The sequence below is a fragment of the Bradyrhizobium sp. T-12 genome, from assembly GCF_058314695.1.
In genome coordinates this window covers 890,152-904,380 of the sequence record NZ_JBZFQJ010000002.1, presented here as the reverse complement: position 1 = coordinate 904,380, position 14,229 = coordinate 890,152, and the positions used below count along the sequence as shown (strand labels likewise).

Genomic DNA, 14,229 nt, shown 5'->3' with positions numbered 1-14,229 from the left:
TCACGAAGTTGCGGCGCGCGTGAACGAGACAATACGCCAGCTGGATCTGCCCGGCACCTTCGCATCGCCCACCAGCGAGGCGTAGGCGGCATAGCCGTCGACTTGCAGCACGCCTTCGAAGCCGGCCAACTGCGCCACGATCTCCTTCTTGCCGCGACCGTCTGCGAACACGTAGGCGACCGCCGGCGGCGCCGGACCCTTCCACGCCCGATCGTCCGTCGCATGCGCCCAGAACTGGCAGATCCTCGTGCGGCCGCGTACCGGGTCGAGCACCGGCATCGGCGTCTCATCGCAGAACAACCGCTCAAAGCCGTGCATGGTCTTCAGTTGCAGGTCGTAGAGGCCCCTGACCAGCCACGCCGCGCTGCCCATCCAGCGCGCCAGCGTCTGACGATCGACGACAACACCTTGGCCCGCCAGGATCTGCGTCTGGCGGTAGAGCGTCGATTGCCAGGCATATTTGGCCGCGGCGATATGCGCGATCAGCGCCGTCGTCGCCATGCCGCCCTCGACGAGCCGCGCTGGTGCCGAGGCCTGGACGATCGGGCCCTCACAGGCGCGGCAGGCATATTTGGGAGGGATCGTGCGGAGTACACGCAACCACCCGGGAAACCGAACCGCAGAGTCGGAGATCGCCCCTTCATCCGGTAGGTGGCCGCTGAACAGCGCCTACGATTCACGTGACTAGTGCGCCAAACAGCTTGCTAAGACGTTCCCGTTCAGAAGCGGAAGCCGGCCGCGGACGGTATCCCCAAAGGGCCGGCCATCAGACACTCGCTTGCTCAAAGCTCGATCCCAAACCGGAAACTCACGCCAGACGTAAACCGGCTGTCGGCACATGATGAGATAATGTGATAAAAGGCCCGCAGTTCAGTGGGATCGGACGTTCCTAACCCAACGGTCACAGGACCTATAACGAGACCTAGACCAGGAGCAGGGAATATTCAGCCGACTGTCGCAATCCTGCGCAATCGCTGGGAATACGCGTAATTGCTGCAGAGGACGCCCTGAATTCGCAGCCCACGGCAGCCCTCGGCCGGCAAACTGCAGCAAAAAACGGCCGAAGCCTGTCCGATGTGATAGCCCACATCTAGCGGCGCAGTTTACCCTGCGATCAAGAGAGGAATGTCCCAAATGCCGAAATCCACTGCGCGCTGTTTCATTCACAGACCAGCCCGTCTCAAGCGGCGTTTTGCCGCCATAGCAAGCGTGGCGGCACTACTAATGACCGTCTCACCCGGGGGCGCGGAAACGCTGAAATGGGCTCGGAGCTTGGACGTTCAGACTCTAGACCCTCACGCCTATAATGAGAACGTGACCTTTGCGTTCAATCGGCAGATGTACGAAGGCCTTGTGGAGCGCTCCGACGACGGAAAGCTCATTGGAGTACTAGCGACCGAATGGCGGATGTTGCCTGATCACCCCGACGTTTGGGAGTTCAAGCTTCGCCGGAACGTTACGTTCCACGACGGCGCACCATTTAAGGCCGACGACGCCGCATTTTCAATCCAGCGAGCTATGGCACCAACCTCGAATGTGCGGACCTATCTGGCTGCCGCCGCGGTTGAGGAAGCCATCGCGAAGGACGACTACACCGTGCAGGTCAAGACAAAGGGACCCAGCCCTCTTCTGCCCGAAAACTTGGCAAGCATCTTCATAATGAATAGAGCATGGGCCGAGAAGAACGACTCCGTTGTTCCGCAGGATTTTAAAGGCGGGAAAGAAAACTATGCTGCTCGCCATGAGAACGGCACTGGCGCCTATCGCCTTGTAAGCCGAGAATCGGATCGCCGTTCGGAGTTGGAAGCTTACGATAAATACTGGGGTATCGGCCAGTTCCCAATCGATATCGATCGGATCATCTATACCCCTATCCAGTCGGCCGCGACGCGTGTATCCGCATTGATCAGCGGAGAAGTTAATTTTCTCCAAGACGTCCCCCCCCAAGACATTTCACGGTTGGAGCAGAATGAAAGCCTTCGGGTGGTTCGCGGCCCAGAGATTCGCACGGTTTTTTTAGGCGTCAATACAAGCGCGAACACACTTGCCAGCGGGGAAGCAAAGGGAAATCCTTTCGCCGACAAGCGGGTGCGCCACGCAATGAACATGTCCATTGATCGTCTAGCGATCAAGTCGGCAATCATGCGAGGGGAGTCGGTTCCGCTCGGTACAATCATTTCGCCGATCGCCGACGGCTATACGGAAGAATTGGGTAAGTTCCCAAAGCTCAATATTGACCAAGCCAAGCAGCTTATGGCCGAGGCAGGTTACCCCAACGGATTTTCGGTCACTCTAAACTGTCCAAATGACGGCATGGTGAACGACGAGCGCATCTGTCAGGCCGTGGTGGCAATGCTCGCCAAGATCGGTGTCACCGTGCATCTCGATGTCCAACCCAGCGCAGTCGTCTGGCCTCTAGTTCTCAATAGGAAGACCGACTTTTACCTGATGACGTGGGGCTCATACGATTCTCAATTAATCTTCGATAATCTCGTCCACTCTCGGGGCGCCTGGGCTGCAGCGAATTACAAAAACCCGGAGATTGATGCCAAAATTGAATTACTCCGGTCGGAAGCCGATCCTCAAAGACGTAAAACCATAATCGCCGAAATTTGGAAGACCGTTCAGGACGAGTGTTTCTATCTACCGATTCACGCGCAGGTGTTGGCGCGTGCAACGCAGAAGAAGATTCACGTTACGCCAAACGTTGGTAATCAGATCTCCGTGAAAACCATCAAGGTGGACAAGTGACAGGTTTCTTTCTGCGCAGATTGCTGTCCGTGTTGCCGGTGATGCTGATGACGGCGTTTCTGTCGTTCGCCGCCTTTCATTTTATCGGCGATCCGCTCCAGAATATGGTCGGACCGGAGGCGACCGCGCAGGACCGCGCGCGGCTAGCGGCGGAACTCGGGTTCGACCGCCCCTTTTACATCCAGTTCTTTCGTTTTATCAGTTCGGCACTCCATGGGGACTTCGGCATTTCCACTCGCGTTGGAAGGCCGGTGTTGGATTTGATCCTGGAGCGGCTGCCTGCGACTCTGGAACTAGCTATATTATCGTTTATATTTGCAATGATAGCGGGAGTCGCCCTTGGCGTCGTGACAGCATTGCGGCCGCGCTCCATATTATCGGGCTTCAGCTTGACGGTCTCGCTGATCGCAGTATCCCTGCCTAACTTCTTAATCGGCATCGGCCTCATCTACGTGTTCGCGGTCAAACTTGGCTGGTTGCCGTCCTTCGGACGGGGCGACACGGTGAAGATCGGCTGGTGGACCACCGGGTTACTGACTAAGACCGGCTGGCAGGCTATCATCCTTCCCGCGATTTCACTGGCCACCTATCAACTCACGCTGATCTTGCGTTTAGTCCGCACTGAAATGCTTGAGGTCATGCATTCCGATCATATCCGGTTCGCACGCGCGCGAGGGCTGCCAGACCGGCTCATCTATTTTTCTTACGCTTTGAAGAACACGATGATTCCGGTCGTCACGGTTGCAGGTTTGCAGTTGGGATCCATCATCGCATTCGCCGTCGTTACTGAGACAGTATTCCAATGGCCAGGCGTTGGGCTGCTCTTTATTAATTCCATTAGATTTTCCGACGTCCCAATCATGGCCGCATACCTTCTCATCGTGTCGATCATTTTCGTTACCATCAACATGGTCGTGGATTGCGTCTACTACCTTCTAGATCCTCGCCTGCGGACGGGAGGAGTAGTCAGATGACCATTCACAAGCTTTCCGCATTGTTTAACTCTGATATCGGGCACTCTTACATCCGTTCCCCCAGAGCAGTTCTGTCTACGCTCGCACTGCTAACTCTCATTGTCGCGGCCCTGGGAGCTCCTTTATGGGCACCACAGAACACTCTCGACGCCAGCACGTTCGATCTGCTTTCGTCAAATACACCGGCCTGGAGCATCAATGAGTTCACGAACCGCTTCTACGCTTTCGGCACAGACGATCAGGGACGTGACGTGCTTTCAGCGACCCTTTATGGAACACGGGTTTCACTCCTAGTGGGCCTTGCCTCTGTTTTGGTTTCAATGTCGATCGGCGTCAGCTTAGGCCTGATATCCGGTTATTTCGGGGGACACATTGACGCAGCGATCATGCGTATCGCAGACATCCAGTTGTCCATCCCCGCCATTTTTATTGCGCTCCTTATTTCCGGCTTAACGCGGTCGCTACTGCCACCGAGCGCGCGCGAAGCCCTTGCTGTCTACATGGTAATATTGGCGATTGGAATTTCCGGATGGGTCACATATGCCCGCACGGTGCGCGGCGCCGTGATGGGGGAGAAACAGCGAGAGTATGTGCAGGCAGCCCTAATGATAGGCCTTCCGACGGGCACAGTGCTGGTACGGCACATATTGCCAAACGTGCGTCGACCGATCCTCGTGATCGCGACAATCTCACTTGCGCTTTCAATTATTACCGAAGCCACGCTGTCCTACTTGGGCGCAGGTCTGCCCCCCACCCAACCATCTCTTGGAACATTGATCCGCAGTGGGCAAGACTTTCTTTTTGCTGGGCAGTGGTGGATCCTGCTGTTTCCTGCCGCCACCCTTCTTACACTCGCGCTGGCCATTAACGTCTTGGGCGACTGGTTCCGGGATGTAATCAACCCAAGGGGCATCTGATGACAACAACTGCCCAGCCTTGCGTTCTTTCCATTCGGGGACTTAGCGTCGACTTTCCTAGCCGGCATGGCGCCTTGCAAGCCGTATGCAACGTCAGCCTAGACATCGCGCCAGGCGAAATACTCGGCATCGTCGGCGAATCGGGCGCGGGCAAATCGACCGTTGGAGCTGCCATCACGGGCTTACTACAGGCTCCCGGCCATATTAGTGCGGGCGAAGTTCGGCTTTCCGGAGATATCATCGATGCGCGCGACGTTAAGGCGATGCGGGCGTTACGCGGCAAACGCGTCTCGACTATTTTCCAAGATCCACTGACCAGCTTAAATCCACTTTTCACAATTGAGAGACAACTGGTCGACACGATCCGAACTCATCTCGCCTTATCACGCAGCGACGCAAGGATCGAGGCGGTGCGTCAGTTGGAGGCGGTAGGGATTCCAGAGCCAGCCCGGCGCGTGAAGAACTGGCCACATGAATTCTCGGGTGGCATGCGACAGCGCGCAGTTATCGCGCTTGCTCTCTGCTCACAACCCGAACTCATTGTCGCGGACGAACCAACAACTGCGCTCGACGTGACCGTTCAGGCACAGATCTTGAAGCTAATCAAGAACTTGGCTCGTGAACGTCAAGTGGGTGTGATGCTCATCACCCACAACATGGGCGTGATTTCCCAGGTCACTGATCGCGTCGCGGTGATGAGGGCAGGCGAAATCGTCGAACTAAACGACACTGCGGCTGTTCTTGGAAATCCATGCCACGAGTACAGCCAAGCATTGATTTCGGTTGTGCCGCGCGGCGACATTAAGCTGCATCGCTTTCCCGTGTCTGGCGCCGCTCGAAATATCGATGCGGCCATGCAGTGGCTGCTGGAAAGAGACATGCCGCAAAGTTCAAGCCAGCCGGAGGCACTTGTAGAACTCCGGGGTGTGGAGCGCGTATATGGGGCGACAGGCATGTTCGGTGGTTCCGCTCGGCGAGCCTTTAAGGCCCTGCACGATGTGAACCTGAGTATCCGCCCCGGAGAAGTCATGGGCCTTGTTGGCGAATCCGGCTCTGGAAAAAGCACGATCGCAAGAGTCGTTGCTGGGCTTGCCCGCCCGAGCAGCGGCCAACTGATTTATGGCGGAAAAGATGTTTATGCAGCCAGCCTTGAAGATCGTCAAGATATTCGGCGTCAAACTCAAATGGTGTTTCAAGACCCGTACTCGTCTCTGAATCCACAGATGCGCGTGGGCGAGATTATCATGGAGCCAATGATTCACTTTGGACTAGTAAAGGATAAGCGAGAGGCCGAACCGATAATGTTAGAGCTGCTGAAGGCCGTTGGTCTGGAGCCCACCGTCGCCCGCCGTTATCCGCACGCCTTCTCAGGCGGTCAGCGACAACGTATTTCAATCGCACGAACCTTGGCAAGTCGCCCGCGGTTCCTCATCTGCGATGAACCTACCTCGGCACTCGATGTCTCGATCCAGGCGCAGATCCTAAATCTTCTGAAAGACCTTCAAGAGAATCTATCGCTGACGATGTTATTTATCAGTCACGATCTCCCTGTCGTGCGTCAGATTTGCGACAGAGTTACAGTACTACAGAATGGGCAAATTTGCGAAAGCAGCGAGACGGAACAGTTGTTCAAAGCGCCGAAGCACTCTTACACAGCATCGCTCTTGTCCATGATACCGAAGATGCAGACCCCAGAGTGGATCGTCAAGCCGTCTGAGATCCCATCACAGTCCATCTGCTAGCCCCGGACGCGTCCGCCCGGGTTGTCAGATATCTGATGGTCATGCGGCAGCAGCCGATGGCTTTATACGCCCGCCGTACGCTCATCCCGTGGGCAACCATGAGATACGCGACAGCTTTCCGCTTGCCCGCGGGCAAAAAGCGGGCTTCGTGCCCGAACCATTTATCGCGAACGGCGTGCGCGGATCTCGTCATGGCCTGGCTGCAACAGCAGTCCACTCGCGAGAGGCCGGATACATTTATGCAATTGGAAGCGTCATTTTTGCTGTTACGAACCCTTGCACGGACCGGGGCGGACCATACATTCTTTCCCACGAGATCCTTGGGCGCCGCATTGTCCAGCACGGCATCAGCCACCAACCGCTTCAGCCGTGTGTTCTCGTCCTCCAGCGTCTTCAGCCGCTTGGCCTCCGACACTCCAGTGGCCTTCCATTTGTAGATGCTGGGGTCGCTGACGCCGCGCTTGCGGCACAGATCGGCAACCGAAACCCCGGCCTCATGCTCCTTCAAAATCCCGATGATCTGCTCTGCCGAAAAGCGGCTACGCTTCATGCTCTGGTCCTTGTTTGGGCCAGCGCGAACTTCAATCTGGATTAAGCCTGTGGGGCAAGGTCATTCACGTCCTTGAGGGTTATCCTGATCCGGACGGCGGTCGTGTTCAGGCTCATGCTGCCAGCCTCGGATCGTGCGCATGCATCCTGTAGGTCGATGCCCAGGGAGGCAGTTTGTCCAGTCGCGCCGCAGGCCAGCCATTGATGAGTTTTGCGAGCACGCCGGAGAGCCAGGGCTAGGCGCTGACGACATTGAGCCTACACGTTTCAATGAGCGAGGCCAGCAATGCCCAATTATCGGCACCCTCGTCGCACCCAGCGAACAGGGCATTCTTGGCATCGAGTTTGATTGGCCGCATCGCACGCTCGACCGCATTCGTGTCCATCTCGATGCGCCCGTCATCAAGGTAGAGCGTCAGGCCGTCCCAATGGCGCAGCGAATAGCGCAGAGCCTTCGCCGTGTCGCTCTTCCCCGCAAGATGATCAAGAGTTGCCTCAAACCACTGCTTCAAGGCTGCTGCCAGAGGTCTGGCATGAGCTTGTCGACCCGCGCAGCGCTCGGCAGCAGAGTGGCCCCGAAGTGCCTTCTCGACCGCGTTGAGCTGGGCGATGCGCTTAAGGGCCTCGCGGCAAACTGGAGCTGGCGCCGGAGCAGCCTCACGCGCGATCTTCACAAACTAGCGCCGTAGATGCGATCAGCAGAAGGCGAGCGGCCCAGACAGGGCGCCCGCACGCGTCTCCCGGGTCATGGTCTTGTAGGCCTGATAGCCTTCGCAATAGATGATACCGCGATAGCCCCAATCAGCGATGGCTTTGGGTGTCGCGTGCGAGGTCGGCCGTCCCGGACCGCGTTTTCCGTCGAGCGCGGTGCGCCTGCGATAGCTCTCGACTGTAGCGCGGCGATCTGGGAGAGAGGTGCGCGACAATCTGGATGAGAATCTGGTGTCGCGGCGGATGTGATGATCCGCGGGTTTGATTGACGCGCGCAAGTGCTTTGTCAGGTTGATTGTCGCGGCGCGTCAATCAGGGGCGATATTGGCGGGTGTGGCGTATGACGCTGGGCGTCCAGGTCCCTTTTTGCGCTCAGCGGCCTCGCGGCGTCGGTAGCTTTCGACATTCATCTCGAAGATGGTGGCGTGATGAACGAGCCGGTCGACCGCGGCGAGCGTCATAGCGGGGTCCGGGAAGATCTTCCCCCACTCGCCAAAGGGTTGGTTGGCTGTGATCAGCATGGAGCGCCGTTCGTAACGGGCGCTGATCAGCTCGAAGAGCACACTGGTCTCGGCCTGGTCCTTGGTGACGTATGCGAGATCATCGAGGATGAGCAGGTCGAACTTGTCGAGCTTGGCCAGCACGCTCTCGAGGACGAGGTCGCGGCGGGCCTGCTGCAGCTTCTGGACGAGATCTGTGGTGCGGGTGAACAGCACCCTGTAGCCGTTCTCGATGAGGGCGAGACCGATCGCCGAGGCGAGATGGCTCTTGCCGGTGCCGGGCGGGCCGAACAGGAGCAGGTTTGCGCCTTTCTCCAACCAGGTGTCGCCGGCGACGATGGCCATGACCTGAGCTTTGGAGACCATCGGCACGGCGTCGAACTCGAAGCTCTCGAGGGTCTTTCCGGGCAGAAGGCGGCCCTCTGTGAGGTGCCGCTCGATGCGGCGGCGATCGCGCTCGGCCAGTTCGTGCTCGGCGAGCACAGTGAGGAAGCGCGCGGCGGGCCAGCCCTCCTTGTCGGCCTGCTCGGCGAACTGTGGCCAGATCACCTTGCTGGCGGGCAGTCGCAGCTCGTTAAGGAGCAGGCTGAGCTTGGCGGGGTCAATCGAGGCGCTCTTCATGCTGCGTCTCCCAGGCTGGCGCCGATGAGCGCTTCGTAGGCCTGAAGCGGCGCCAGGCGGACGACTACGTTGGGTAGGCGCGCGGGATCGGGCGCGAAGCGGGCACGCAGCGCGGCCATGTCGGGGAGCCGGTGATTGTCGAGGCAGATGGACAGCTCCTCGGCCAGTTCGCTCTCGCAGCCGCGCTCGTGGGCGAGGCCAAGAAGCTCGACCATGATGCGGCAGGCCTGGCGCTCGGGCAGACGCTCGACGAGGAGATCGAAAGTCCGCCGGTAGGCCTCGCGCGGGAAGAGCCGATCGCGATAGACCAGATTGAGCAATGCCATCGGCTTCCTTCTGAGCGAATGGATGACGTGCCGGTAGTTGACGACCTGGTCATGCTTGCCGGACGGGGAAGCACGCCCGCGCGGCAGCGTCATGAGATGCGTGCCGCCGATGAAGACATCGAGCCGATCGTCGTAGAGGCGCACGCGCAAGCGATGGCCGATCAGGCGCGAGGGCACCGTATAGAAGACCTTGCGCAGCGTGAAGCCGCCTGAGGAAGTGACGCGCACGCTGAGTTCCTCATAGTCGGTGGTGCGCCGCTCAGGTAGCTCCCGAAGCTGGGCGCGCTCGGCATCGATGCGCTTGGCGTTGCGGGCATTGCGGCGGCCGACGATCTCGTCGACGAAGCGGCGATAGGAGGCGAGATCATCGAAGTCGACGGTGCCACGCAGCAACAGTGCATCCTCGATCGCCCGCTTGAGATGGCCGTGCGGCCCCTCGATCGAGCCGTTCTCGTGGGCGATGCCGGCATTGTTGCGTGACGGTGTCATGCCGTAATGGCTGCACAGCTCGTTATAGCGGCGGGTCAGGTCCTCGCGCGCGTCCTTGTCCAGGTTGCGGAAGGCGGCGGACAGGCTGTCCGAGCGGTGCTCGCGCGGCACCCCACCGAGGGACCAGAGTGCGTTCTGTAGGCCTTCCGCCAGCGCCACGAAGCTCTCGCCGCCGAGCACGACATGGGCGTGCTCGAAGCCGGAATAGGCGAGCCGGAAATGATAGAGTCGGTGGTCGAGCGGCTGACCGGCGATGGTGATGCCGAACGAGGCCACCTCGGTGAAGTCCGACAGACCGAGCCTGCCGGGTTCGTGCGCCTGGCGGAAGATGACCTCCTGCTCCTCACCGTGGATGGCACGCCAGCCTCGGATGCGCCGCTCCAGCGTCCGGCGCACGCCCTCGCCCAACTCGGAATGGCGCAGCATCATCTCCTCGAAAATGGCCACGGGCCGGATGCCGGGCGCTGCCCGCAGCAGCGGCACGACTTCAGAGTCGAAAATGTCGGCGATTGGATCGGGACGCCGTCGTGCGCGCGGCTCCTTCTTCTGCGAAGGTAGTACTGGATCCTTCTCGATGCGGTAGGCCGTTGCCACGCTGATCGACGCCTTCGCCGCGGCGACAGGCGTCGGATGGGTCTTCCTGAGCTTCATGTAGAGCCTTCTGTGGTTGCCGCCCGCAATGCAAGAAGTTTCTGACCCTTTGGCGTGTGATCGAGTGCGGTCTTCTGTCAGGCCTTCCTTTACGGCATTTTCAGAAGCCGCTGGCCGGTATGGTGATCCGCGGACCAGGTCCAATTCTCATCTCCGAGCACGTCGGCTCTTTGGCTCTAGCTGGTTTCCTGATCCAGATCTGTTCGATCGTTGCGCCCATTCGGGTCGTCGCCTTCTCACACCCCCTTCGCCAACGTCAGGCTATTTCGTGCTGCATGCAGTCATGCCGTCACTGCCTGCGCTGGGTTCCGATAATCCTCCTTCCGGGTGAGCATGGCCCAAATCGTCCGAGCCATCTTGTTCGCCAAGGCGATCGCCACAAGCATGCGCGGCTTCCTCGCCAGCATCTGCGCCAGCCAGGATCCGCTAGGGATCGACTTGCGCCCGAGCCAGTTCAGCCGCGACATCGCCCCAACGATGAGCAACTGGCGAATGTCCGCCTGTCCTTCCTTCGAAACGCGTCCGAGCCTTTCCTTTCCCCCTGAGGAATGTTGCCGTGGGACCAAGCCGAGCCAAGCCGCGAAGTCTCGGCCACGTCGAAAGGCCGCCATGTCGGGCGCGAAAGCCTCGATCGCGAGTGCGGTCAGCGGGCCGACCCCCGGCATTGTCTGCAGCCGCTGCGCCGTGACCGTCCGCGTCGCCAACTTCTTGAGCTGCTCTGCCTTGGCATCGATCCGCTCCGTCTTGTAGGCGATCTGATCAATGAGACTCCGACATTCCTCGCGGACCAGTTCTGGTAGATCGCTGTTCGGATCTTCGAGGATTGCGTCAATGCGTTTAAGTTGTTCGATTCCTTGCGGGATGATATGGCCGAATTCGTAGAGAACAGAACGCAGCGCATTCACCAGATCGGTGCGCTGATGAACAAGGCGCTTCCGAGCCCGAAAGAGCACTGCCCTGGCCTGCTGTTCTTCCGATTTCGGCTCGACGAAGCGCATCTCGGGGCGCTGTGCCGCGATCACGATTGCTTCGGCATCAGCCGCGTCGTTCTTTTGGCGTTTCACAAAAGGCTTCACATATTGCGGAGCGATCAGTTTCACTTCATGGCCGAGCTTGACCATCTCCCGTGCCCAATAGTGGGCGCTGCCACAGGCTTCCATCACCACCACTGCCGATGGGTGGCCCGCCATGAACTTCCGAAACTGAAGCCGCGACAGTTTCTTTCGAAATTTCAAGTGTCCCGCCATTGACGCCCCGTGGAGCTGAAACACATTCTTGGCTAGATCCACTCCGATCACCGTATCCATCAATTTGCCGTCCTCTTCGCTTCGGGGTTCAAACACTGCGTTCTTGGCACATTACGATGCCGTCTGGGGAGGGCGGCAACCATCCCATCTCAATTGATGGACGGTTATGTGGCGGCCGGGCACAAAAGTGATTCCTCCGAATCGGAAAAACCACCGGCATACCGGCCGACCGCGACCACCTGAGGCCTCGAAAAGGCCGCCGCCGCTGGACGGAAACTCCGGTCGGGCTACGCCCTCCCGACGTTCCCGTCCAGTGGCGGCATTCTCATCTGGATTGACGCTGCACTCTCACTTTGATCGCCGCGCCGCACTTATAGCGCGACAATCAGGATGAGAGCGCGTATTGCCTCATGTATTGATGCTCCCGGGTGCGATCGGTTGCCTCATTTATTTTGCTCCCGGCTTGGGTTGAGGAGGAGGCCGGGTGCGGAGATGGCCGGGGTTTCGGAGCGCCCGGCCTCCTCCGCTGGCGTCTGCCACATCATTGGGTTGTTGTGACCTCATGCCCCAGCAGCGTTTCCTCCGTAGGAACGAACAACAACGCGTTCGCTTGCTCGCTGCGCCAGGATTTAAGCCTACGCTGAAGCGTTCGAAGAAGCTTGTTCGGATAGGCTCCAGGATATTCCGCCTGCAACCGGGAGAGCAGTTCGCTACCAGTCCGCCAAGGCTCGGCTTCAAACCATTTTCGCAAATCTAGCGTTGCCCGGATGAGCGGGTCGGGACGCCGCCGGCCTCTTTTCGCTTTCACGATTGGCCGATCCGTCGGTCGCATAGCTCCGTCTTTCCAGGCGGTTCGTAGGCTTGCCAGGAAGAGATCGATCGGTTGCGATGCCGCAGCAGGATGGGCGATTGGCTGCGTATCAGCGAGCGCCGCGAGGCGTTCCTGCGCGCCGCGGATGTCGCGCAACAACGCGACCGGGTCGAGAGCGGCATAGATTTCTTGGAGATGGTGACGAATCGCATCGGGCGTGCGGGCGTCGGCGGCCAAGCGCTGGTGTGGCGTTGCCGGTGCGCTGTATGTCTTACGCACACGAGCACCGTCGCGCTGCTTGGCCATCAGTTTGAATGAGGGTTGGAAGAAGTTCACGAACAGCCGCGCCGATCGATAGAGTTCAGCCAGCAGCTTGGCCGCTTCCAGGCCCTCGAGCCGACGATAGCCGACCATCCTGCGCACGACGGCACCGTTCTTCTGCTCGACGAACGCCTGGTCGTTCTTCCGGTAGGGCCGGCAACGCGTGAAGACGATGTTGGCCGCATCGCAGTAGGCTTTCAGCGTCTCATTCATGAACACCGTATCATTGTCCGTATCGAGGCCGACCAGCGCAAAAGGCAATTGTTTGCGCAATTCCGTCAACACCGTGCTCAACAGTGTTTGTTCGCGCACGATCAGAGGAGCGCACTCCGTCCAGCCGGTAGCAATGTCGGTGAGCACGAGGGTCTGGATGAAGCTGCCGCGCGCCGATAGACCGCTATGCGCTACAAGGTCAGCCTCGACGAACCCCGGCGCCGGATCGTTCCAATCTGCCGACGTCCGTATTGGAATACTGCGACGCAACGAGTGCGTCGCGTGCCGTCGGCGCTTGCGACCTAATCCTTCTCGGACCCGTGCCAACGCGCGGTCGATCGTCGCAGCACTCATTGCCAAAAGTTTGTCGCGGATCTCGGGAGCAAGGTCGAGGTGGCCGTGCCGTTCCATCGCTTCAATCAGCGCAGGCATTAACGCCTTCAGCCGCTTCCCGCAGATCCGGTCTGACGCCTCCCAAAGCAGCACGAGCGCGTTGTGTTCCGCCTCATTATAGATCCGACGTCGCGCCCGTCGGCCTGCGCTTACGTCTTCCTGGCCTCGAAGTAGACGCATCGCATGTTTGCGATGGAATCCGGTGATGTCGACGAACTCGCCTGGAAGCGGCCGAGCTGCTGGCCGCACTCTGTCGATCAGCGCGGCTGTTCGTAAACTTCTTCCAACCCTCGTTCAAACTGTTAGCCAAGCAGCGCGACAGTGCTCGTGTACGCAAGACATACAGCGCGCCGGCAACGCCTCACCAGCGCCTGGCAGCGGACGTCCGCACGCCTGAAGGGTCAGATCGCCGCGGAAAGCCTTGAGCCGGGTGCGATTGCAATCGATATCGCCCGCCGCCATGGCTGCCGGACACAGCAGGTACATGACTGGCGACGCCGGGCGCGTTCAACAACTGGTGCTGCCGGCTTCGGCAGATGCAATATCGTTCGTGCCTTTGGTGTCGGAATCGTCGCCACCGGCGGCTGCGGAGCCTCCGCCAGCATACACTTCGATACGCGGCGACAATGGTCCTCTTATGTCGTCCGAATGGTCTCCACTATGAGCACCCTTGCCGCCAATCCCAATTCGTGCGCGCTGCGCGACGTCGTCGATGCCGAGCAAATCCTCACTGCAATGCGTCGACTCATAAGTCAGCACCGCCACCTTTGCAGACGGGGGAGCTGGCGCAGCCGTTGCGAGCATCGATGCAGACGTCGCTAAGTGCTTGAGCGCCTGCGCTCGGCGTGCGAGAAATCGCTGTGATCCTACTCGAGTGGGCTAAATTTCCATTGTCGCACCCGCAATCCGCCGAATGAGCAAACTTCCGGTTTTTGACATCGTGGTCCTGTACCGGGGTCGTGGTCGAGTAACTCAGCCATTCGGCTTCGCCCTCACAGATCCGGGCGGGCAGA

At 59.3% G+C, this 14,229-nt stretch carries 10 protein-coding genes and 4 pseudogenes; 6 read left to right on the top strand and 8 right to left on the bottom strand.

Features of this window, described 5'->3' with window-relative positions:
- The gene (locus AC0WRY_RS38515) at positions 1–501 is read right to left on the bottom strand and encodes an IS66 family transposase (RefSeq protein WP_128955115.1); all 501 of its coding nucleotides are present in this window, start codon (positions 499–501) and stop codon (positions 1–3) included.
- A 633-nt stretch (positions 502–1,134) separates the two neighbouring features.
- Between AC0WRY_RS38515 and AC0WRY_RS38510 the strand changes: the two genes are divergently transcribed.
- From AC0WRY_RS38510 to AC0WRY_RS38495, 4 genes are read left to right on the top strand one after another with little or no spacing between them, the layout of a single operon-like run.
- Entirely contained in the window at positions 1,135–2,751 is a 1,617-nt protein-coding gene (locus AC0WRY_RS38510; RefSeq protein ID WP_164934301.1) for an ABC transporter substrate-binding protein, read from the top strand.
- A complete protein-coding gene (locus AC0WRY_RS38505) occupies positions 2,748–3,725 on the top strand; it encodes an ABC transporter permease (protein WP_128955116.1) in 978 nt (325 codons plus the stop codon). The genes AC0WRY_RS38510 and AC0WRY_RS38505 overlap by 4 nt, the downstream gene beginning before the upstream one ends.
- Complete coding sequence (locus AC0WRY_RS38500; protein ID WP_128929847.1) at positions 3,722–4,642, top strand: ABC transporter permease; 921 nt, start codon at positions 3,722–3,724, stop codon at positions 4,640–4,642. The genes AC0WRY_RS38505 and AC0WRY_RS38500 overlap by 4 nt, the downstream gene beginning before the upstream one ends.
- On the top strand, positions 4,642–6,384 hold the full coding sequence (locus AC0WRY_RS38495; RefSeq protein WP_128929848.1) for a dipeptide ABC transporter ATP-binding protein: 1,743 nt from the start codon (positions 4,642–4,644) through the stop codon (positions 6,382–6,384). The genes AC0WRY_RS38500 and AC0WRY_RS38495 overlap by 1 nt, the downstream gene beginning before the upstream one ends.
- Positions 6,385–6,394: 10 nt before the next feature.
- Here the strand turns inward: AC0WRY_RS38495 and AC0WRY_RS38490 are convergent.
- From AC0WRY_RS38490 to AC0WRY_RS38460, 7 genes and pseudogenes are all read right to left on the bottom strand, one after another.
- Positions 6,395–6,523, bottom strand: a pseudogene (locus AC0WRY_RS38490) (IS3 family transposase); the annotation flags it as partial.
- Between the two features lie 159 nt (positions 6,524–6,682).
- Positions 6,683–6,934, bottom strand: a pseudogene (locus AC0WRY_RS38485) (transposase); the annotation flags it as partial.
- Positions 6,935–7,046: 112 nt separating this feature from the next.
- Positions 7,047–7,730 (bottom strand): annotated as a pseudogene (locus tag AC0WRY_RS38480) (IS66 family transposase); the annotation flags it as partial.
- A 222-nt stretch (positions 7,731–7,952) separates the two neighbouring features.
- Positions 7,953–8,765, bottom strand: coding sequence for an IS21-like element helper ATPase IstB (gene istB, locus AC0WRY_RS38475; RefSeq protein WP_128929849.1), 813 nt, complete (start codon positions 8,763–8,765; stop codon positions 7,953–7,955).
- The gene (istA, locus tag AC0WRY_RS38470; protein WP_128929850.1) at positions 8,762–10,231 is read right to left on the bottom strand and encodes an IS21 family transposase; all 1,470 of its coding nucleotides are present in this window, start codon (positions 10,229–10,231) and stop codon (positions 8,762–8,764) included. Before istA ends, istB begins: the two co-directional genes overlap by 4 nt.
- Positions 10,232–10,512: 281 nt before the next feature.
- On the bottom strand, positions 10,513–11,538 hold the full coding sequence (locus AC0WRY_RS38465) for an IS110 family RNA-guided transposase (RefSeq protein ID WP_164934317.1): 1,026 nt from the start codon (positions 11,536–11,538) through the stop codon (positions 10,513–10,515).
- A 481-nt stretch (positions 11,539–12,019) separates the two neighbouring features.
- Positions 12,020–13,477 (bottom strand): ISNCY family transposase, encoded by a 1,458-nt coding sequence (locus AC0WRY_RS38460; protein ID WP_371746383.1) that lies wholly within the window; start codon positions 13,475–13,477, stop codon positions 12,020–12,022.
- Between AC0WRY_RS38460 and AC0WRY_RS38455 the strand changes: the two are divergent.
- Both AC0WRY_RS38455 and AC0WRY_RS38450 read left to right on the top strand, forming a co-directional pair.
- Positions 13,438–13,614, top strand: a pseudogene (locus AC0WRY_RS38455) (ISNCY family transposase); the annotation flags it as partial. The gene AC0WRY_RS38460 and the pseudogene AC0WRY_RS38455 overlap by 40 nt on opposite strands.
- Entirely contained in the window at positions 13,538–14,038 is a 501-nt protein-coding gene (locus AC0WRY_RS38450) for a transposase (RefSeq protein WP_128929851.1), read from the top strand. The pseudogene AC0WRY_RS38455 and the gene AC0WRY_RS38450, both read left to right, overlap by 77 nt.
- Positions 14,039–14,229: the final 191 nt, after the last annotated feature.

Coding starts and splice junctions, on each gene's coding strand:
- AC0WRY_RS38510 (WP_164934301.1), top strand. CDS start 1,135: ATGCCGAAATCCACTGCGCGCTGTTTCATTCACAGACCAGCCCGTCTC.
- AC0WRY_RS38515 (WP_128955115.1), bottom strand. CDS start 501: ATGGCGACGACGGCGCTGATCGCGCATATCGCCGCGGCCAAATATGCC.
- istA (WP_128929850.1), bottom strand. CDS start 10,231: ATGAAGCTCAGGAAGACCCATCCGACGCCTGTCGCCGCGGCGAAGGCG.
- AC0WRY_RS38500 (WP_128929847.1), top strand. CDS start 3,722: ATGACCATTCACAAGCTTTCCGCATTGTTTAACTCTGATATCGGGCAC.
- AC0WRY_RS38465 (WP_164934317.1), bottom strand. CDS start 11,538: ATGGATACGGTGATCGGAGTGGATCTAGCCAAGAATGTGTTTCAGCTC.
- AC0WRY_RS38495 (WP_128929848.1), top strand. CDS start 4,642: ATGACAACAACTGCCCAGCCTTGCGTTCTTTCCATTCGGGGACTTAGC.
- istB (WP_128929849.1), bottom strand. CDS start 8,765: ATGAAGAGCGCCTCGATTGACCCCGCCAAGCTCAGCCTGCTCCTTAAC.